20 protein-coding genes are annotated in these 19,222 nt (G+C 61.5%); 11 read left to right on the forward strand and 9 right to left on the reverse strand.

Annotated features, from left to right (window positions below; genetic code table 11):
* The first annotated feature begins 45 nt into the window (after nt 1–45).
* Complete coding sequence (gene secA, locus BJD99_RS10905; RefSeq protein ID WP_084346859.1) at nt 46–2,976, forward strand: preprotein translocase subunit SecA; 2,931 nt, start codon at nt 46–48, stop codon at nt 2,974–2,976.
* 25 nt (nt 2,977–3,001) lie between these two features.
* Here secA and BJD99_RS10910 read toward each other — a convergent pair whose 3' ends face one another.
* Entirely contained in the window at nt 3,002–3,574 is a 573-nt protein-coding gene (locus BJD99_RS10910) for an Rv3235 family protein (RefSeq protein ID WP_084346860.1), read from the reverse strand.
* A gap of 207 nt (nt 3,575–3,781) precedes the next feature.
* Between BJD99_RS10910 and BJD99_RS10915 the strand changes: the two genes are divergently transcribed.
* From BJD99_RS10915 to BJD99_RS10935, 5 genes are all read left to right on the forward strand, one after another.
* Nucleotides 3,782–5,233, forward strand: coding sequence for a wax ester/triacylglycerol synthase family O-acyltransferase (locus BJD99_RS10915; RefSeq protein WP_084346861.1), 1,452 nt, complete (start codon nt 3,782–3,784; stop codon nt 5,231–5,233).
* Nucleotides 5,234–5,244: 11 nt separating this feature from the next.
* Nucleotides 5,245–5,769, forward strand: coding sequence for a hypothetical protein (locus tag BJD99_RS10920; protein ID WP_084346862.1), 525 nt, complete (start codon nt 5,245–5,247; stop codon nt 5,767–5,769).
* 98 nt (nt 5,770–5,867) lie between these two features.
* Nucleotides 5,868–6,983, forward strand: coding sequence for a ferredoxin reductase (locus BJD99_RS10925; RefSeq protein WP_084346863.1), 1,116 nt, complete (start codon nt 5,868–5,870; stop codon nt 6,981–6,983).
* A gap of 132 nt (nt 6,984–7,115) precedes the next feature.
* Nucleotides 7,116–8,405, forward strand: coding sequence for an acyl-CoA desaturase (locus BJD99_RS10930; protein ID WP_084346864.1), 1,290 nt, complete (start codon nt 7,116–7,118; stop codon nt 8,403–8,405).
* A gap of 113 nt (nt 8,406–8,518) precedes the next feature.
* Nucleotides 8,519–9,763, forward strand: coding sequence for a fatty acid desaturase (locus BJD99_RS10935; RefSeq protein ID WP_084346865.1), 1,245 nt, complete (start codon nt 8,519–8,521; stop codon nt 9,761–9,763).
* Between the two features lie 42 nt (nt 9,764–9,805).
* Here BJD99_RS10935 and rsgA read toward each other — a convergent pair whose 3' ends face one another.
* Genes rsgA through ybaK form a run of 3 tightly spaced genes read right to left on the reverse strand, consistent with a single transcriptional unit; the run spans nt 9,806 to nt 12,624 of the window.
* Entirely contained in the window at nt 9,806–10,798 is a 993-nt protein-coding gene (gene rsgA, locus BJD99_RS10940) for a ribosome small subunit-dependent GTPase A (RefSeq protein WP_179142294.1), read from the reverse strand.
* Nucleotides 10,795–12,123, reverse strand: a complete 1,329-nt coding sequence (gene aroA, locus BJD99_RS10945; RefSeq protein WP_084346867.1) for a 3-phosphoshikimate 1-carboxyvinyltransferase — start codon at nt 12,121–12,123, stop codon at nt 10,795–10,797. Before aroA ends, rsgA begins: the two co-directional genes overlap by 4 nt.
* Before the next feature lie 6 nt (nt 12,124–12,129).
* Nucleotides 12,130–12,624, reverse strand: a complete 495-nt coding sequence (gene ybaK / locus BJD99_RS10950; protein ID WP_084346947.1) for a Cys-tRNA(Pro) deacylase — start codon at nt 12,622–12,624, stop codon at nt 12,130–12,132.
* Between the two features lie 207 nt (nt 12,625–12,831).
* Between ybaK and BJD99_RS10955 the strand changes: the two genes are divergently transcribed.
* Both BJD99_RS10955 and rsrA read left to right on the forward strand, forming a co-directional pair.
* Nucleotides 12,832–13,491 (forward strand): sigma-70 family RNA polymerase sigma factor, encoded by a 660-nt coding sequence (locus BJD99_RS10955; protein ID WP_084346868.1) that lies wholly within the window; start codon nt 12,832–12,834, stop codon nt 13,489–13,491.
* Nucleotides 13,488–13,790 carry a mycothiol system anti-sigma-R factor gene (gene rsrA, locus BJD99_RS10960; protein WP_084346869.1) on the forward strand — a complete coding sequence of 101 codons (303 nt, stop codon included), beginning with the start codon at nt 13,488–13,490 and terminating at the stop codon, nt 13,788–13,790. The genes BJD99_RS10955 and rsrA overlap by 4 nt, the downstream gene beginning before the upstream one ends.
* Nucleotides 13,791–13,882: 92 nt before the next feature.
* Here rsrA and BJD99_RS21515 read toward each other — a convergent pair whose 3' ends face one another.
* Nucleotides 13,883–13,957 carry a 50S ribosomal protein bL37 gene (locus tag BJD99_RS21515; RefSeq protein ID WP_099052202.1) on the reverse strand — a complete coding sequence of 25 codons (75 nt, stop codon included), beginning with the start codon at nt 13,955–13,957 and terminating at the stop codon, nt 13,883–13,885.
* A 117-nt stretch (nt 13,958–14,074) separates the two neighbouring features.
* On the opposite strand from BJD99_RS21515, the gene BJD99_RS10965 reads away from it, so the two are divergent.
* Nucleotides 14,075–14,290 (forward strand): biotin/lipoyl-binding carrier protein, encoded by a 216-nt coding sequence (locus BJD99_RS10965; RefSeq protein ID WP_084346870.1) that lies wholly within the window; start codon nt 14,075–14,077, stop codon nt 14,288–14,290.
* 18 nt (nt 14,291–14,308) lie between these two features.
* A complete protein-coding gene (locus tag BJD99_RS10970; RefSeq protein WP_084346871.1) occupies nt 14,309–15,787 on the forward strand; it encodes a sensor histidine kinase in 1,479 nt (492 codons plus the stop codon).
* A 73-nt stretch (nt 15,788–15,860) separates the two neighbouring features.
* On the opposite strand, the gene BJD99_RS10975 is transcribed toward BJD99_RS10970, so the two are convergent.
* A complete protein-coding gene (locus BJD99_RS10975) occupies nt 15,861–16,115 on the reverse strand; it encodes a WhiB family transcriptional regulator (protein WP_084346872.1) in 255 nt (84 codons plus the stop codon).
* A gap of 310 nt (nt 16,116–16,425) precedes the next feature.
* Nucleotides 16,426–17,382 (reverse strand): diacylglycerol kinase family protein, encoded by a 957-nt coding sequence (locus BJD99_RS10980; protein ID WP_084346873.1) that lies wholly within the window; start codon nt 17,380–17,382, stop codon nt 16,426–16,428.
* 46 nt (nt 17,383–17,428) lie between these two features.
* On the opposite strand from BJD99_RS10980, the gene BJD99_RS10985 reads away from it, so the two are divergent.
* On the forward strand, nt 17,429–17,851 hold the full coding sequence (locus BJD99_RS10985; RefSeq protein WP_084346874.1) for a hypothetical protein: 423 nt from the start codon (nt 17,429–17,431) through the stop codon (nt 17,849–17,851).
* Between the two features lie 24 nt (nt 17,852–17,875).
* Here BJD99_RS10985 and BJD99_RS10990 read toward each other — a convergent pair whose 3' ends face one another.
* Both BJD99_RS10990 and BJD99_RS10995 read right to left on the reverse strand, forming a co-directional pair.
* Complete coding sequence (locus BJD99_RS10990) at nt 17,876–18,361, reverse strand: GNAT family N-acetyltransferase (protein ID WP_084346948.1); 486 nt, start codon at nt 18,359–18,361, stop codon at nt 17,876–17,878.
* Between the two features lie 5 nt (nt 18,362–18,366).
* Nucleotides 18,367–18,993, reverse strand: coding sequence for an acid phosphatase (locus tag BJD99_RS10995; RefSeq protein WP_084346875.1), 627 nt, complete (start codon nt 18,991–18,993; stop codon nt 18,367–18,369).
* Nucleotides 18,994–19,222 lie beyond the last annotated feature (229 nt).

A 19,222-nucleotide genomic window follows, 5' to 3' on the forward strand; every position in this document is an offset into this window, starting at 1 on the left:
TTGTTAGCCGATATCCGTAACCGAGGATCGAGGACGAGAAAGCCCGTGCCTTCGCTGTCGTTTTCCAAGCTGCTCCGTGTTGGTGAAGGTCGCATGGTCAAGCGGCTCAAGAACATCGCAGACCATGTGTCCACCCTGTCTCCGGACGTCGAGCGGCTGTCCGACGCCGAACTGCATGGCAAGACCGCAGAGTTCAAGAATCGATTCGCGTCCGGTGAATCGCTGGACGAGCTGCTGCCCGAGGCTTTCGCCGTCGCCAGAGAAGCGTCGTCCAGAGTGCTGTCGCAGCGCCATTTCGACGTCCAGGTGATGGGCGGAGCAGCTCTGCATTTCGGGAACATCGCCGAGATGAAGACAGGCGAGGGCAAAACCCTCACCTGTGTTCTGCCTGCATATCTCAATGCGATCTCCGGTAACGGAGTGCACGTGGTGACGGTCAACGACTACCTGGCCAGGCGAGATTCGGAGTGGATGGGCCGAGTCCACCGCTTCCTCGGCCTCGAGGTCGACGTCATTCTCTCGGGAATGACTCCTACCGAGCGACGTGCGGCCTATTCGGCCGACATCACCTACGGAACGAACAACGAATTCGGCTTCGACTACCTCCGCGACAACATGACGCACTCCCTCGACGATCTGGTGCAGCGGGGTCATAACTTCGCGGTCGTCGACGAGGTCGATTCGATCCTCATCGACGAGGCGCGCACGCCGCTGATCATCTCGGGTCCGGCTGACGCTTCGTCCAAGTGGTACGGGGAGTTCGCCCGAATCGTGCCGATGATGAAGATCGACGTGCACTACGAGGTCGACATCCGTAAGCGGACCATCGGTGTCCACGAGGCGGGCGTCGAATTCGTCGAGGACCAGCTCGGCATCGACAATCTGTACGAAGCCGCGAATTCGCCGCTGGTGAACTACCTCAACAACGCGATCAAGGCGAAAGAGCTCTACACCAAGGACAAGGACTACATCGTCCGCGACGGCGAGGTCATCATCGTCGATGAGTTCACCGGTCGCATCCTGGTGGGGCGTCGATACAACGAGGGCATGCACCAGGCCATCGAGGCGAAGGAAAAGGTCGAGATCAAGGCCGAGAATCAGACTCTCGCCACGATCACGCTGCAGAACTATTTCCGGCTGTACGACACTCTGTCCGGCATGACCGGTACTGCCCAGACCGAAGCGGCTGAGCTTCATCAGATCTACGGGTTGGGAGTAATTCCGATCCCGACCAACCGGCCGATGGTTCGCGTCGACAACGGCGACCTCATCTACAAGACCGAAGAGGCGAAGTTCGATGCGGTGGTGGCCGACGTCGTCGCACGACATTCCAAAGGACAGCCGGTTCTGATCGGAACGACGAGTGTCGAGCGCTCGGAATACTTGTCCAAGCAGTTCACCAAGCAAGGCGTAGTGCACAGCGTCCTCAACGCTAAGTTCCACGAGCAGGAAGCCACCATCGTGGCCGAGGCCGGCATGCTCGGTGCGGTCACCGTGGCGACCAACATGGCAGGACGTGGCACCGACGTCGTTCTGGGTGGTAACCCGGACATCATCACCGATCTGCAGCTGCGTAAGCAGGGTCTGGACCCAGTGGAGACGCCCGACGCATATCAAGATGCGTGGGAGCTTGCCCTGGAGACCGTGAAGGCCCAGGTGAAAGCCGACGCGGCGACGGTACGCGATGCCGGCGGACTGTACGTCCTCGGTACCGAGCGGCACGACTCGCGCCGGATCGACAACCAGCTTCGTGGTCGTTCCGGTCGTCAGGGTGACCCAGGGGAGTCCCGCTTCTATCTGTCACTCGGTGACGAGTTGATGCGTCGATTCAACGGTGGCGCACTCGAATCGATCATGACTCGTCTGAACCTGCCCGATGACGTGCCGATCGAGGCCAAAATGGTCTCCAAGGCCATCAAGAGTGCGCAGACGCAGGTCGAGCAGCAGAACTTCGAGATCCGCAAGAACGTTCTCAAGTACGACGAGGTCATGAACCAGCAGCGCACCGTCATCTACGAGGAGCGGCGCCGCATCCTCGAGGGCGCTGACATGGAAGGCCAGGTCGAGGGGATGATCACCGATGTGATCACCGCCTACGTCACCGGGGCTACTGCTGACGGGTACGTCGAGGATTGGGATCTCGAGCAGTTGTGGACGGCATTGAAGACCTTGTATCCGGTTGGTCTGGACTACAAGGAGCTCTCGCAGGAGAACGAGTTCGGCGAAAAGGGCGATCTGAGCCGCGAGGAACTTCTCGAGGCATTGCTCGCCGACGCTCGGGCCGCGTACGCGACGCGTGAGAAGAACATCGAGGAGATCGCGGGCGAGAACGGAATGCGTGAGCTGGAGCGTCGGGTGCTGCTCTCGGTGCTCGATCGAAAGTGGCGTGAGCACCTCTACGAGATGGACTACCTCAAGGAAGGCATCGGCCTGCGCGCGATGGCGCAGCGCGATCCTCTGGTGGAGTACCAGCGCGAGGGGTACGACATGTTCCAGGGAATGCTGGAGGGGTTGAAAGAGGAATCCGTCGGGTTCTTGTTCAACCTGCAGGTCGAGGCGACCCCCGCCCCCGCAGGTCCTGAGGTAGGGGCAGGCTTGGCCGTCGCGCCGGGTCTGGCGTCTCCGATCGGTACTGCCGGTGCGTCGATGCAGAAGTCGACGGCTGCCCAGAAGACACCGATTCAGAATCCGCTGCCGACGCAGGACCACCTCGCACAGCCGGCGCAAGGTGCGGCACCGAGCGCCCTACGCGCGAAGGGCCTCGACGAGCGCCCCAGCGGGAGGTTGACGTTCTCCGGTCCGGACGAAGACGGCGGTACCGAGGTACGGCGTTCGGGTGGCGGATCCGGTCAACGCGGGTCAGCGACCGAAGGAACCCCGATCACCCCTGAGGGGACGCGCCGAGAGCGACGCGAGGCAGCCCGCGAGCAGTCGAAGACCTCCAGCAAGTCCGGTAGGTCCAAGAAGAAGCGTTGAGGGCCTGCCATCGTTCCGGTAGACCTCAACGGATCCTGACCGAGGTGACCGTCCAGCCCGAGTGTCGCGCAGTCTTTCGATACTCGAGGCGGGCGGCCACCGCAAAGATGCGCGGTCCGCGGGCATAGGTGCCGAACACCTCCGCGGAGTTCTTCGCGCATCGACTCACGTGCACCCGTCGTAGTGACGCGGCGCCGAGACTCTGGCCGGGTGGCTGCGAATTCACAAGGGTTTTCAGCGACTCGACAACAGTGGGGGTGAACAAGGCGCCCAGCCTGGCCGTTGTTCGGCGTCTGTCGAGAATCTCCAGGATCAGTCGCAACGCGTGTTCTGCACCGCGCTGTGCGTCTTCGGAAGCCTGACGCTCGGCTGGGGTTACGACATTCGATCCAGGTGTGCCCCCGTGAGCGTGGTTGCCGAGACTTCGCTGGAAGGGGCGACGTCGCCGGCCCGACTGGCTGCCGGCGTGTACTTGCGCGAGATGGTGGTCGAGACGATTTCTGGCGTGTACGGCGGCACTTCCCGAGGCTGTCGGCGGCTCGAAAGGGCGGGCGTGCGAAAGGAATGTATGACGGTTCGGCACAGGTAGGTTGTCCATTTTCTTGCATCCCTTACGTCGCGGTATATGCATCCTCTAGTGAAAGAGACGGAACCGGAGGCCGTACGGTTCCACTGGTGTCTTTCGCGCAGCAGGTAGAAAAGGCTGTAGCGTTTTGCTTCATCCAAGTTCGATCGACATGGCCGATTCGAGTGTCGGGCAGAACCAGCAGGTACCGGCGAACGGAAACGGGGAGCAGGATTCGCGATGGCGACAAGGCTGACTACGCAGGATGCGTCTTTCTACTTTCTCGAGGCCAGCAGCACGCCCATGCATTTGGGATCGTTGGCTACCTTCCGCACACCGCGCAGCGGTTTCAGTTATGAGAATTTGCTGGAGCTTGTCGAGGAGCGTCTGGTTCTCGTGCCCCGCTATCGGCAGAAGGTTCGCGAGGTCGCATTCGGGCTGGCGCGCCCGGTATGGGTCGACGATCCGGACTTCGACATCACCTACCACATTCGTCGGTCTGCGTTACCGAAACCGGGTTCCGATGATCAGCTTCACGATTTGATTGCCCGGCTCACCTCCCGACCCCTGGACCGAACACGTCCACTATGGGAGATGTACCTCGTGGAGGGGTTGTCCAAAAACAGATTCGCCATCTTCACCAAATCGCATTCTGCTCTCGTGGACGGAGAGATGGCACTCGAGCTCGGTCAAGTCATCCTCGACGCGAGCAAGAGCCCCCCTGCCATGGCCGAGGAACTGTGGATGCCGGCACGCGAGCCCAAGGACACGACACTCGTCCTCGATGCCATCACCGAGATGATCGTTCGCCCAAGTGAAGGCATCGAAGCCGTCCGAGATGCGTTCCGCGGGATCACCGACGTGGCGAGTGAGGTCGTTGCCGCGACGGGCAAAGTGTTTTCCGCCGTGCGCACGGCGGCGCAGGTTGCTCCCGCCAGCCCGCTGAATACTCCGATATCTCGGAATCGTCGGTTTGCGGTGGCGAAGACAGAACTGTCCGACTATCGAAAGATCCACACCCGATTCGGTTGCTCGATCAACGATGTCGTACTCGCTGTGGTGACGGGTGCATTGCGCAACTGGCTTCTCTCGCGCGGCGAACCGGTGACCGAGTCGTCGACGGTTCGGGCGTTGGTGCCGATGTCGGTGTACGTCTCGAACGAAGGGGCAGGACCCGTCGAGCACGCTGCCAGGCTGACCGGTGAGCCCGAAGCCGAGGTGCCGCGCAGCGAAGTGGCGTCGTTTCTCGTGGACCTGCCGGTCGGGGAGCCCAATGCGGTCGTCCGGCTGTCCCATATTTCTCATGCGACCGAAGCTCATTCGCGACAGTCACCCGGCGTGACGGCCCAAACCTTGATGCGGATTTCGGGATTTGCTCCGGCCAGCTTGCATGCCATGGGCGCGCGAGCGGGTAGTCGGCTTTCGAAGCGACTGTTCAACCTGATCATCACCAACGCTCCGGGACCGCAGTTTCCACTCTATGTGGGTGGAGCGCGCATGCTGGAGATGTACCCGGTGTCCCCGCTCTTCGAGAATCAGGCCCTCAGTATCGGTCTGACGTCGTACGACGGCTCCGTGTACTTCGGGCTGAACGCCGACCGGGGTGCGATGCCCGACGTCGACGTAGTGACAGCACTGCTACTCGAGTCTCTCGAAGAGCTGATCGATGCCAGCAACGAGTCGAGAGTGTGAGGAGTTCTACTGTGAGGGTGTACATACCGGCGACGGTCGCGATGCTCAGGACGCTGGTGGCAGAGGGTGAACTCCATCCGGTGAGCCGGACCGCATTCGCGGTGACGCCGTCCCTACGAGAGGCGTATTCCTCGGGTGACGACGAGGAGTTGGCCGAGGTCGCAATGAACGAGGCCGCCAGGGCGTCGTTGCGGCTCATCGCCGCAGGCATCGAGGACGAGACCGATGCCGGGGTAGTGGACGGGGGAGTGGTGCATCGACGAGCGGTCATTGCCGCGGACGTCGAGGACCCGACGCTTCGTCCCGATCTCGACGACGCGGTCGTTCGGTTGAAGAACCCATTGCGCATGGACGAGGTGGCGTCGGTTCACCTCGATCTGGAGGGCGCGGAGGAAGCGGTCGGAAAAGCTGTCGCGGTAGTCGACGCGGCCGACGTCGGTGATCCCGACGCAGAGTTCGTCCTCGGCGATGCCGAAGACCACATTCTGGCGTGGTACGCGACGCAGGAATTGCCGTTCTTGCTCGCGTTGCTGTGACGGCGGTGTAACCCACGTCGCTTTTGCGTTTCGTCAACCTACGGTAGCGTAACTTACAGCAACGTACCGTTGCCTCGAGCGAGGGGATGACCAACCGGATGGACCTCAAGAAGTGGCTGGAAGCCCCTGCTGCGGACGTATCTGCGCCCAAGCGGCCCAAGCTGAACATGCTGCGCGGAGCGTTCACCAGGATCACGACCCCCTTGCTACCCGACGATTACCTGCACCTCGCCAATCCGTTGTGGTCGGCCAGAGAGCTGCGCGGACGCGTCGTGGAAGTGAAGCAGGAAACCGCCACCGCCGTGACGCTCGTCATTCAACCGGGGTGGGGCTTCAATTTCGATTACAAGCCTGGCCAGTACATCGGCATCGGTCTCCACCTCGGCGGTAGGTGGCATTGGCGGTCGTATTCGCTGACGTCACCGCCGAACTGGGACGAAAAGCGTATTTCGATCACCGTGAAGGCGATGCCCGAGGGTTTCCTCTCCAGCCACCTGGTCGGTGGAGTCCCACAGGGCACCATCGTTCGACTGGCCGCGCCGAAAGGAAATTTTGCGCTTCCGACGCCACCTCCGGACAAGATTCTGTTTCTTACGGCCGGTAGTGGCATCACGCCGGTGATCTCGATGCTGCGTGCGCTGGATCGCCATGGAGAATTGTCGGACACCGTGCACATTCACTCGGCACCTACCGAGGACGAGGTCATGTTCGCGGACGAACTCTCTGCCCTTGCCGAGGCGCATCCACAATTTCATTCGCATATTCAGCTGACACGGTCCGATGGCAAGTTCGCACTCGCGTCGCTCGACGAGCTGTACCCGGACTGGCGTACCCGGGAGACATGGGCGTGTGGTCCCGCTTCTCTCCTCGAAGAGATCGAGCGCGTGTGGAAACACGAAGGGTTGGAAGACAAGCTTCACCTCGAGAGATTCGAGATTTCGCGCGCTGACACTTCTGGTAAGGGCGGAACGGTGACGTTCGCCAAGTCGGATCGTTCCACTGAGGTCGACGGCGCGACGAGTCTGCTCGAGGCAGGCGAAAATGTCGGTGTGCAGATGCCTTTCGGCTGCCGGATGGGGATTTGTCAGACCTGCGTGGTTCCGCTGACTGCAGGCCATGTCATCGATCTCCGCTCAGGCAAACAGCACGGTGAAGGTGATCGAATTCAGACGTGCATCTCGGCCGCAGCCGGCGACTGCACTCTCGACCTGTAAACACCTGTGCGCTGCGGGGCAGCACATCTACCTCTCAGTATCTTCGGTTATTATTCGACTAGGCGCTCCGTCGCCTGACAGACATTCGGGCTAAGCCATCAGTGCTAGGCCCAGGACCCCTGGAGGACCACGATGGCCATTTCGGACATCAAGGAGTTTGCTCACCTGACCGAAGCCGATATGGAAGCCTTCGGACGCGAACTCGACGCGGTACGACGTGATATCGAGGACAGTCGTGGCGCCAAGGATGCCGCCTATATCCGCCGGACCATCCGGGTGCAACGCAGTTTGGAGCTCGGAGCTCGAATTGTTCTGTTGGGCAGCAAGTATCGACCCGCTTGGTTAGCCGGAACAGCGATGCTCAGCGTTGCAAAGATCATCGAGAACATGGAGCTCGGGCACAATGTGATGCACGGGCAATGGGATTGGATGAACGATCCGGAGATTCATTCTGTCTCGTGGGAATGGGATCAGACGGGGCCGTCGGAGCAGTGGAAGCGAGCGCACAACTACTCGCATCACACGTACACGAATATCGTCGGAATGGACGACGACATCGGTTTCGGCATTCTCCGTATGACTCGTGACGAGCCATGGAAGCCGATCAACCTGATTCAGCCCTTGGCCAACGTTCTCCTTGCCATGACTTTCGAGTGGGGCATCGCCCTGCACGATCTCGATGCGAAGAAGGACCTCGACGGCGAGACGAGTCTGCCGTTTTGGAAGTCGGCGTCCAACCGACAGTTCGGCCGCAAGATCGCGCGTCAGGTAGGCAAGGATTTCGTTCTCTTTCCCGCGCTGACCGGCCCCGCGTGGAAGTCGACTTTGACTGCCAATGCGACGGCGAATCTCGTGCGCAACCTGTGGACGTACGTAGTGATCTTCTGCGGACATTTCCCCGATGGTGCAGAAAAGTTCACCATCGGCCAGTTCGAGAACGAGACTCGCGCCGAGTGGTACATGCGGCAGATGCTGGGAAGTGCGAACTTCGAGGCGGGCAAAGTCATGGCATTCATGTCGGGCAACCTGTGCTATCAGATCGAGCACCACATGTTTCCCGATCTTCCGAGCAACCGGTACGCGGAAATCTCCGAACGCGTTCACGCGCTCTGTGAGAAGTACGACCTTCCGTACACCACGGGCTCGCTGGGTAAGCAATACCTGTTGGCGCTTCGTACCATTCACAAGCTTTCGCTTCCGGACTCCTGGTTGCGGGCTACCTCCGACAATGCCCCCGAGACGAGCTCTGAGCGACGTTTCCGCACGGGCGAGCATCCTGCCGTCCATGCGCTCCGAATCGATCCGATGACCGGTGAGCGGCGAGGACTTCGTTCGGCTATCGCCGAAGCACGGGTCACCCTTCGGAACGCAAAAAAGGAAGCCAAGCGCCAGGCGAAGGCACTGCGTAGCGCAAAGGGCTAGTGAGTTCACTCACACCTACGCGCGCGTAACCTACGCAACCGTAAGTTGCGGTACGGTCGTTGCAAGAACGTGTACGAAGTGCACCTCGACGACTGCCAGGAGGGCCGTATCCTATGGCGATTTCGGAAATCAAAGAATACGCACATCTGACCGACGCCGACGTGGAAGCGCTCGGAGTCGAACTCGACGCGATTCGTCGAGATATCGAGTCTTCGCGGGGCGAGCGTGATGCGAAATATATTCGCAATACGATTCGCTTTCAGCGCGCCCTCGAGATCGGTGGTCGTGCAACCCTTTTCGCGAGCCGCAAGCGTCCCGCCTGGTTGCTCGGCGCGGGACTGCTCGGCGCCGCAAAGATCATCGAGAACATGGAGCTCGGGCACAATGTGATGCACGGGCAATGGGATTGGATGAACGACCCGGAGATTCACTCCACCTCGTGGGAGTGGGACAACACCGGACCGTCCGCGCATTGGAAGCAGACCCACAACTACATTCATCACAAGTACACCAACATCCTCGGTATGGACGACGACGTCGGTTACGGGCTGCTGCGGGTGACTCGCGATCAGCGTTGGAAGCCGTTCAATCTCGGTAACCCGGTGTTCAACCTGCTGCTGCAGCTGTTCTTCGAGTACGGCGTCGCAGCCCAGCACCTCGAACTGGGCAAGGTTGCCAAGGGGCGTATTCCGCGCGAGGAGTTCGTTCAGAAGCGCCGCGAGGTTCTCGAGAAGGTCGGCAGGCAGGTCGTCAAGGACTACGTGGTGTACCCGGCTCTGACCGGTCCCGCGTGGAAGTCGACGATGACGGCGAATCTCCTTGCGAACATGATTCGCAACGTGTGGACGAACACCGTCATCTTCTGTGGTCACTTTCCCGACGGCGCCGAGAAGTTCACCAAGTCCGACATGGAGGGTGAGACTCAGGGGCAGTGGTACCTGCGTCAGATGCTCGGCAGTGCGAATTTCGACGCAGGCCCCGTCATGGAGTTCATGAGCGGAAACCTCTGCTATCAGATCGAACACCATCTGTTCCCGGATCTTCCCAGTAATCGTTTGCGGGAGATCAAGGTTCGCGTTGTGCAGCTCGCCGAGAAATACGACTTGCCGTACACCACCGGATCGATCGGCAAGCAGTATCTGTTGTCGTGGCGAACAATCGCCAAGCTCTCGCTGCCGAACAAGTATCTTCGGGCTACCGCGGACGATGCACCGGAGACAGCATCCGAACGCAAGTTCGCCAATGAGCCTGCGGGTCTGCTGACCATCGATCCCGAGACCGGGAAGCGTCGTGGCCTTGCAACGGCGATTCGTGAAGCCAGGAGGTCCCGCGGTCCGTTCGGGCGAAAAGGTAAGTGAAGTAATACTTTCGGTTCGATACCACGAACGACGTCTGGTGATCTACTGCCAGGCGTCGTTCGTGCGTACGGCCTCGAGAAGACCGCGAACGGCGCGGACGCGACGGGCGGCGTCACCGGTCAAATCATCGAGCGCACACTCGGGATCGGCGGGAGGTCCGAGATGGGTGCACCCTCGCGAGCACTCCTCGACGGCGTCGGCCAGGTCGGAGAAGGCAGCCACGACGTCGTGCGGTGAGATGTGCGCGAGGCCGAAAGATCTGATTCCCGGGGTGTCGACGACCCATCCGCCGCTGGGCAAGGGCAAGGCAATCGACTGCGTCGACGTGTGCCGTCCCTTACCTACGCCCGATACGACGCCGACGGCGCGATGCGCATCGGGCACGAGTCGGTTGACGAGGGTGGACTTTCCGACCCCCGAATGCCCGATCAGTGCGGTCAGTTTGCCCCGCAACGTTGCCGTCAGCTCGGTGAGATCCTCGCTTTGGCCGGCGAGAACCACAGGCACGTCCAAATCGGCGAAAGATGCGGTGAAATCGGTCGGATCCGCCAGGTCGCTCTTGGTCAGGCACAGAATCGGTGACAGACCGCCGACGTAGGCCGCGACCAGTGCGCGCTCGACGAAGCCGGTGCGCGGCGGCGGATCGGCCAGCGCAGCGACGATGAGTAGTTGCTCGGCGTTGGCGACGACGACACGTTCGAAGGGATCGGTGTCATCGGCTGTACGGCGGAGCACCGTGCGACGCTCGGCGACGCGGACGATACGAGCGAGGGTATCGACCTTGCCGGTCAGATCTCCAACGATGTCGACGTCGTCTCCGACGACGATCGGAGTTCGCCCCAGTTCACGTGCACGCATGGTGACGACGGGCCGGTTCGGGTCACCTCCCAGAACGCATCCCCACCTGCCTCTATCGACCGCCACGACCATGGCCGATTCGGCATCGGCATGTTCGGGCCGGGTCTTGGTCCGAGGTCGTGAGCTTTTTCCCGGACGTATGCGTACGTCCGATTCGTCGTACCGGCGCGGCGTCAGGACATGGTCCCGTCGGTCTCGAGGTGCGACTGCGAACCGGCGAGCATGTCGGACCACAGGGTCTCGAACCCGGGCAACGTCTTCGCCGTGGTGCCGATGTCGTCTACCTGCACTCCGGGTACACGCAGTCCGAGTATTGCGCCCGCCGTTGCCATTCGGTGATCGGCGTATGCCTGCCAGAGTCCGGCGGTGAGGGGGACCGGCGTGATCTCGAGACCGTCGGCGGTTTCGACGGCTCTTCCGCCGAGCCTGCCGATTTCGGTTGCGAGTGCTTTCAGCCGATCGGTTTCATGGCCGCGTAGATGGGCGATCCCGCGAAGCCAGGACGGTCCATCGGCGAGCGCTGCCAGTGCTGCCACTGTCGGGGTGAGCTCGCCTACCTCGTGTAGGTCGATATCGATGCCGTGCAGCACATCCGGTCCCGACACGACGAGGGTGCCGTCGTCGAGTTCGACCTCGGCGCCCATGGACCGAAGTATCTCGCGGATCGCATCGCCCGGTTGCGTCGTTGCGACCGGCCACTGGGGTACGCGCACTTCACCGCCGGTGACCGCAGCTGCGGCAAGAAAAGGTGTGGCGTTCGACAGATCCGGTTCGATGACCCAGTGCACCGGGGCAACAGGCCCCGGGTGGACACGCCAGGTATCGGCGTCGCCGCTGTCCTGGGGGGTGTCCACTCGCACGCCGGCCTGCCTGAGCATGTGCACCGTCATATCGATGTGTGGCATCGACGGCACCGGCTTGCCTATGTGATGGATGGTGATGCCGTCGTCGAATGCTGCAGCGGACAACATGAGACCGGACACGAACTGCGAGGACCCGGATGCGTCGATGCTGACGACGCCGCCACTCAGGCGCCCAGTGCCCGTCACGCTGAACGGGAGTGAGTCACCGTCCACCTGCGCGCCGACCGACCGTAAGGCTCCCAGGATGGTATCCAGAGGCCGCGAACGGGCCTGCTCGTCACCGTCGAAGAAGACTGCACCGTAGGCGAGCGTTGCGAGCGGTGGAACGAACCGCATGACGGTTCCGGCGAGACCACACTCGATCGAACAACCGTGCAGTGTACCGGGAACGATGTGTAGCTCGGTCGGATCGTCTTCGTCGATGTCGATCCGTACCCCGAGATCACGCAGAGCGGCGATCATCAGATCGGTGTCTCGGCTCCGCAACGTTCCCGACACCGTGGACGGCCCGGTGGCAAGAGCGGAAATGATCAGTGCCCGGTTCGTCATGGACTTGGATCCGGGCAGGATCACCGTTGCATGTACGGGCTCTGTGGTCGACGGCGCTGTCCAGGTGCTCACGTCTTCATCTTTGCGCATCGACGTTCACTCCGTCGCGATGGGAGCAGTGACCGCCTTGCAGAGCCGAACCAGTTCGCTGGGATCGAGCTCGATTTCCAGTCCGCGCCTACCTCCACTGCACAGCACCCGGTCCCACGATAGTGCCGAGTCGTCGACGACGGTGGCCAACGCCCGCCGTTGCCCCAGCGGTGAAATCCCACCGAGCACGTACCCGGTCGATCGCTCTGCCTGAGCCCGATCGGCCATGGTCACCTTGCGAGTGCCGAGGGCAGCCGCTGCACTTTTGAGGGACAGCGTCGTGGTGACGGGTAGTACTGCAATCGCAAGGGTGCGGTCGGTGCACTCGAGCACCAGGGTTTTGAAAATCTGCCCACGCGCCAGTCCGAGTCGCGCGGTCAGAATGTCTGCGGCTTCGGTCCCGTACGAGGAGGAGTTCGGGTCGTGCTCGTAACTGTGCAGTCGGTGATGCACTTTCGCCTGGGTCAGCAGCGTGACGGCAGGAGTGGGGGCGGCGCGCATGCGCGCAACCCTATCGACGTCGTCGTCGAACTGGGCTCGAGGGAACACGTGGCGCCGCGTCGGTGTTGAACACGCAAGAATCTCTAGCTGGGAAGGAAGGGATCTGCTGTGACGGTTTCGACAACAGAGCGCCCCTCGCGTACACCTGTCGGTAACGAAGCGATCTACGTTTTGGGGCTGCCCTCGCCCGCGGTAGCCTGGTCGAACATGGCTACCGAAGGGATCAGCGTGGAGGAAGTCGAGCCGGAAGCTCAGGCGACAGCTGAATCGGCGACCGAGCTGACCGAGCGTTTCGAACGTGACGCGCTCCCGATGCTGGATCAGTTGTACGGTGCAGCACTGCGAATGACCCGCAACCCTGCCGATGCAGAGGATCTGGTTCAAGAAACGTACGTCAAGGCGTACACGGCGTTCAGGTCGTTCCGTGAGGGCACGAACCTCAAGGCGTGGCTGTATCGCATCCTGACCAATACCTACATCAACTCTTATCGCAAGAAGCAACGCCAGCCGGCTCAATATCCGACCGACGAGATCACGGATTGGCAGTTGGCCGCCACCGCCGAGCACTCGTCCATCGGTTTGCGTTCCGCCGAGGTGGAAGCGTTGGACGCCCTTCCCGACGACGACATCAAGGCCGCGTTGCAATCTCTGCCCGAGGACTTCCGAATGGCTGTGTACTACGCAGACGTGGAAGGTTTTCCCTACAAGGAGATCGCCGAGATCATGGGAACGCCGATCGGAACGGTGATGTCGCGTTTGCATCGTGGACGTAAGCAACTGAGGGGCTTGCTCGCTGGTGTGGCCCGAGAGCGTGGATTCAACCGCAACGGCGCGGTCGATGCGTACGAGCAGGAGGTGTCGAAGTGACGTCCGAGGCAACTCCCGACGATGCGGGGCAAAGCGAGTTCGACAATCTCGACTGCTCGGCGGTGATCGCCGATGTATGGCTGATGCTCGACGACGAGTGCGACGACGCAAGTCGGCAGCGTCTACAGAAGCACATAGACGAGTGCGGGTCGTGCTTCGCGGCCTACGGTATCGAGGAGAAGGTCAAGAACCTGATCAGCCGTAAATGTGGTGGAGATCAAGCTCCGAGTGGTCTGCGCGAGCGCCTCAGCATCGAGATCCGCAGAACGGTCCTTATTCGGCAATCCGAATCCGACTGAGGCTTCAAGGACTACGTCGATTCGATAGAAAACGGAAAAAGGCCAGGGAGCGTTTCAAGCTCCCTGGCCTTTCTCGGTTCTCGGTCCGAGCGTCAGCTGTTCGGACGCTTGCCGTGATTTGCCTTGTTGTTCTTGCGACTGCGCTTCTTACGCCCACGCTTACCCATGTGTAGCTCCTCTCGTATGTTCACTACAGTCTTTCACGTGTGATTGGCTGTCCTTCTACGGGTGCCTGATGAGTTGACGGTGCTTGTGGTGTGGATCACTGAGCGAGAGGAAAATTCATGGCCGAAGACGTGCGGGCAGAGATGGTGTCGACTGTCTTCGAGATCGTTGTAGCTGAGGGGGACACAGTCGCTCACGGAGACACTCTCGTGGTTCTCGAATCGATGAAGATGGAGATCCCGGTGCTGGCCGAAATTGCGGGCACCGTAACCAAAATCGACGTGAAAGTCGGTGATGTCATCAAACAAGGTGATCTCATCGCAGTGGTGTCCTGAGCCCAGTCGCCGTTCACCGTGTCGACTCTCAGTGACCTTCTTGCCGAGCACACCGATCTTCCCGGGGATGCCGTCGATCATTTGCAGCGAGTGGTCGGGGAGTGGCAGCTTCTGGCCGACCTGTCCTTTGCCGATCTGTTGCTGTGGGTCGGCACCGGCAACGCGGCCGATCGCCCCGATGCCGAAGTGCTCTGCGTTGCCCAGTGCAGGCCGACAACGGCTTCCACTGCCTTCACCGAGGACATGGTGGGGTCGATCGTGTCGGAGTCGCAACACCCGACCGTGATCGACTCGTTGATCACCCGCGACATCGTCCGCGGCGGTGCTTCCGGTACCGAAAGCGTGCCGGTGAGGTGTGGTGACCACGTCATCGCCGTCCTCACTCGCGATATCAACCCTGCCCAGCAGCGGCCACCCAGCGCGCTGGAGAGCGCATACCGAGAATGTGCCGACGACCTCTGCCGGATGATCAGTGAAGGAACGTTTCCGACGCCGGCCGAACGCACCGACGTGAACTCGTCTCCGCGTGCAGGTGACGGCTTCATTCGGCTCGACACCGATGGGCGGGTTGTCTATGCCAGCCCCAACGCACTGTCGGCGTATCACCGGATGGGTTTGGCGACCGAGCTTTCGGGCCGAGATCTTGCCTCGGTGACGCGTTCCTTGATCACCGACCCGTTCGATTCCCAGGAGGTGGCCGACCACATTGCGGCCTCCACTTCGGGGGATGCGGGTCATCGCATGGAAGTCGATGCGCGCGGCGCGACCGTACTGATTCGAACCCTTCCGCTCCGACCTCGCGGTGAGTTCGTCGGTGCAATAGTGCTGGTGCGCGACGTCACCGAAGTCAAACGCCGCGATCGTGCTCTGCTGAGTAAAGATGCGACCATCCGCGAGATTCATCATCGGGTGAAGAACAACTTGCAGACTGTCGCTGCACTGTTACGGCTGCAGTCCAGACGGTTGGAGAACGAAGAGGCGCGCACCGCGCTGTCGGAATCGGTGCGCAGGGTGACCTCGATCGCACTGGTTCACGAAATGCTCTCGATGTCGGTGGACGAGGAAGTCGACCTCGACGAAATAGTCGACCGGTTGGTGCCCATCATGTTGGACATTGCGACAGTCAATCCGCGCGTTCGCGTCGTGCGGGAGGGTGCGCTGGGGGTCTTTTCCGCCGAACGCGCAACGCCATTGGTCATGGTGCTGGCAGAGCTCGTCCAGAACGCCATGGAGCACGGTTTCGTGGAAAGTGCCGATGGAGTGGTCCGCATCACGGCCGACCGATCGGCGCGGTGGCTCGACGTCGTGGTCCACGACGACGGTCCAGGCCTGCCTCCTGGCTTCTCCTTGGAGACCTCCGAGGGACTTGGGCTGCAAATCGTGCGGACGCTCGTCTCGGCAGAGTTGGGTGGGTCGTTGGGGCTGCACCGCGCCACAGGCGGCGGAACCGATGCCTCGCTTCGCGTGCCTTTGGGCAGACGCGGTCCGCGGATCTGATTGGAGCGAGTGCGCAGAAAAAAACTCGGTCCGATACGGACCGAGTTTTTACCTGCTCTTGTTCCTGGGAACGTTAGACGGAGCTACGTGCTCGCGTGCGAGCATTACGACGCTTGAGTGCGCGACGCTCGTCTTCGCTCATACCGCCCCACACGCCCGCATCCTGGCCGGACTCGAGTGCCCATGACAGGCACTCAGCCGTGACAGGGCATCGCGTGCAGACGACTTTGGCATCGGCGATTTGTGCGAGTGCCGGGCCACTGTTTCCCACGGGGAAAAATAGTTCCGGGTCTTCGTCGCGACAAATAGCGTTGTGGCGCCAGTCCATCCTCTGCTCCTTACCGGGCGCCGAAGCACCGTTTTCCGTTTCATTGATGTTCGCGAGTGCGTAACCAATGTTTCCGCTCTGTTGCTTGTGAATGCTTTCACGAACTCAGGGGAAGTCAATAGATTGCCGCGTGACCGTGGTCAAGCTCACTCTGTTAGGCTGCTTCAAGCCTCCTGTGCTCCTTTGTACCCTTCACAGTGAGATCTGGCTATCCTCCGTTGTCGCTGCTGTGGTAAACGTGTCAGAAAACAGGCGGACGAGTCTTGCCGGACGAGGGTGAAGCTGCCTTCTCTGCCCGTCGGCGCAGAGGTCATTCGGACGGCGGGGCTATGACTTCCAGTGCAGACGGAGTTGCGAAGAATTCGGCTTCGGTGCGCTCCCCGAGGTAATCGCCGTCCATCTGCAGACCGATCGGTTCGGTCGAAGTAATCTTGATTCGAGGCACGTCGTCAATGCGAAAGAGATTGCGAGACTTGGGTTCTGCGCCTGCAGATAGAAGTTGTCGCGACACCAGCAGGCTGGGTACCACCTTGGTCGTCCGCATGGCGAACAAGCCGAGTCCGGTATCGAACGTCGTTCCGGGATTGGTGTGAACCGGCCTGGCATTGAGATAGGTCCACGGACTCGAATTGGAAACGAAGGCGTAATGCACGCCGGTGATCGGGTCGCGGCCCGGCACCTCGACGGTCAACATCGGCTCGTGACGCTTGTGCCGAAAGAACTCACGGACGGCCGCCCGAACGTAGTGAGTGGCAGAAACGGGGCGTCCGTCCTTGCGGCTCGCGTCGATCGCGCGACACACGTCGGCATCGAGTCCGAGGCCTGCGTTGAATGTGAACCACCGGTTGTCGCAGTGGGCGAGGCCGATCGTCCGTCTCGACCGCGACGCAAGAAGCTCGATGAGCTGATTCGTGGCAGCCACCGGGTCGGGTTCGATTCCCAGGGAGCGGGCGAAGACATTGGCACTGCCTCCAGGCACCACGGCCAAAGCCGGGATGGCCCCGATCGTTACCGACCGCATCGACGTCGGTAACGGAACACCGAGAAGCCCGTTGATGACCTCGTTCACCGTGCCGTCACCACCGTGGACGATAACCAGGCCCATACCGTCCTCCCGAGCTTCGCGTGCCAGTTCGGCCGCGTGATCTCGGTGCGTGGTGTGGGCGACCGTGACTCGGACCCGGCTCGACAGCGCATGCGCCAACAGGTCACGGGCAGCAGGAGTGGTCGATGTCGCATTGGGGTTGACGATCAGAAGCGCGCGCACGGGGCATCAGCTTAGCGGTCCGACGGCGGTGTTCTAGGCTGGCCGGGTGTCAACGCCTTCGCAGCCACTGGTGCCGCCTTCGACCTTCCGGTCCGCCGGGGTACTCGTCGCCCTCCAAGGGCTCTTGGCGTTGGTCGTTGCCGTAGTTCTACTTGTGCGCGCTGTCGGTGGCGTCGAGGATTCCGCCGCGAACGGCTACGGAACCGCTGGATGGTTCGCAGTGGTCGGGGTGGCCGTCGGAGCTGCGGGTGGGGCGCTGGTGGCGGGTAAGCGTTGGGCGCGGGCCATCGCTCTTGTCGTGCAGTTTCTCCTCTTGCCTGTTGTCTGGTCACTGCTCACCGACTCCCACCAGCCGCTGTACGGCGCGTTACTCGGTCTTGTCGTGGTGGCAATCTTGGTGCTGCTCTTCAGTCCACCGTCGTCGAGATGGATGGCCGCCGAGTACGGGGACGTCGACGAAGAAATGTAGACGGCACTCGGTAAGCCGGCCCGACTACGCGCTGGAGCTGGACGTGTTCGCGAGTGCAGCCAGTGCATCGCCGGTCATCCGGAACGTCGTCCACTCGTCCTGAGCAACTGCGCCGAGTGAGCGGTAGAAGCCGATCGACGGGGTGTTCCAATCGAGCACCCACCAGCTCAACCGGGTGTACCCCTTCTCGATGCACTCCGTAGCCAGTGCGGCGAGTAGTGCTCTGCCATGACCCGCTCCGCGAAATGCGGGTTTGACGTAGAGGTCTTCGAGATAGATTCCATTGACGCCATCCCAGGTGGAGAAGTTCAGGAACCACAGAGCTACTCCCACGATCTCGCCGTCACTCTCGGCGACGTGGGCGAACACCGAAGGTGCTGGGCCGAACAGAGCGGCAGCGATCTGCTCGGGTTTCACCGTGCAGTGTTCGAGCGATTCCTCGTAGTCGGCCAGTTCGTACACGAGCCCGGTGATGGCTTCGACATCGTCCTCTTTCGCCCGTCGGATCATGCTGCTCACGGCTTCTTTCTCCCGGTTCGCACCGACGGATTGATGTTGTGGACGACGAGCTGTCGATACGAATGATCGAAGCCCAGCACCGAGTACGCCGCAGGAGCCATTGCGAACCGTTTCCCCTCGGCGACAGGCAGTTCCAACCATCGAGTGAGCAACGCCCGCGAGAAATGACCATGTCCGACGAGGACGACGTCTCGCTCGTCCAAGACCGGCAGCACGACCGAGAGGACGAGATCGGCTCGCGAGCCGAAGTCGTCGATCGACTCGCCGTGTGGGCACGGGTGCGTCCATACGGTCCAGTGCGGCACGGTTGACCGAATTTCGGGCGAGGTCAATCCCTCGTAGTCTCCGTAGTCGACTTCGGAGAGCGCGTCCCACTCGCGGTCGACCGTTAGTCCGGCGAGCTGTGCGGTTCGCTGCGCCCGCCCGCGAGGGCTCGACAGGACCAGCGGGTCGCGCAGTTCGAGTTCCTCGACGAGTTCGCCTGCAGCAACGGCCTGCTGCTCGCCGACTGCTGTCAAGGGAACGTCCGTGGTTCCCGTATGCCGGCCACTGGTGGCCCATTCGGTTTCGCCGTGCCGGAGGAGCACGACCCGGCCGGTGGTGCCGGAATTGGAGATGGTCATACCCGCAATGATGCCGTGTCGGGTTTCACAGTCCACACGGTGGATCCGCCGGTAAAACCGATTGAGCGTAGTGCGGCGACAGGGAATACTGATCAGGCTTTGTTCGTCAGCACACACCCCACTCCAGTCTCGAGCCGTGCCTGACGTATATGCCAGAACTCGCACCAAGATTCGACGATGCTTTCGCGTGACGCTGCGCGATTCGGCCCGGTGCGAATACGCCACAGCG

It is taken from the genome of Rhodococcus sp. 1163, assembly GCF_002091985.1.
GTDB lineage: Bacteria > Actinomycetota > Actinomycetes > Mycobacteriales > Mycobacteriaceae > Rhodococcoides.

Coding starts and splice junctions, on each gene's coding strand:
- BJD99_RS10910 (WP_084346860.1), bottom strand. CDS start 3,574: ATGGACAACCTACCTGTGCCGAACCGTCATACATTCCTTTCGCACGCC.
- BJD99_RS10915 (WP_084346861.1), top strand. CDS start 3,782: ATGGCGACAAGGCTGACTACGCAGGATGCGTCTTTCTACTTTCTCGAG.
- BJD99_RS10925 (WP_084346863.1), top strand. CDS start 5,868: ATGGACCTCAAGAAGTGGCTGGAAGCCCCTGCTGCGGACGTATCTGCG.
- BJD99_RS10930 (WP_084346864.1), top strand. CDS start 7,116: ATGGCCATTTCGGACATCAAGGAGTTTGCTCACCTGACCGAAGCCGAT.
- BJD99_RS10935 (WP_084346865.1), top strand. CDS start 8,519: ATGGCGATTTCGGAAATCAAAGAATACGCACATCTGACCGACGCCGAC.
- aroA (WP_084346867.1), bottom strand. CDS start 12,123: ATGCGCAAAGATGAAGACGTGAGCACCTGGACAGCGCCGTCGACCACA.
- ybaK (WP_084346947.1), bottom strand. CDS start 12,624: ATGCGCGCCGCCCCCACTCCTGCCGTCACGCTGCTGACCCAGGCGAAA.
- BJD99_RS10955 (WP_084346868.1), top strand. CDS start 12,832: ATGGCTACCGAAGGGATCAGCGTGGAGGAAGTCGAGCCGGAAGCTCAG.
- BJD99_RS10965 (WP_084346870.1), top strand. CDS start 14,075: ATGGCCGAAGACGTGCGGGCAGAGATGGTGTCGACTGTCTTCGAGATC.
- BJD99_RS10975 (WP_084346872.1), bottom strand. CDS start 16,115: ATGGACTGGCGCCACAACGCTATTTGTCGCGACGAAGACCCGGAACTA.
- BJD99_RS10990 (WP_084346948.1), bottom strand. CDS start 18,361: ATGATCCGACGGGCGAAAGAGGACGATGTCGAAGCCATCACCGGGCTC.
- BJD99_RS10995 (WP_084346875.1), bottom strand. CDS start 18,993: ATGACCATCTCCAATTCCGGCACCACCGGCCGGGTCGTGCTCCTCCGG.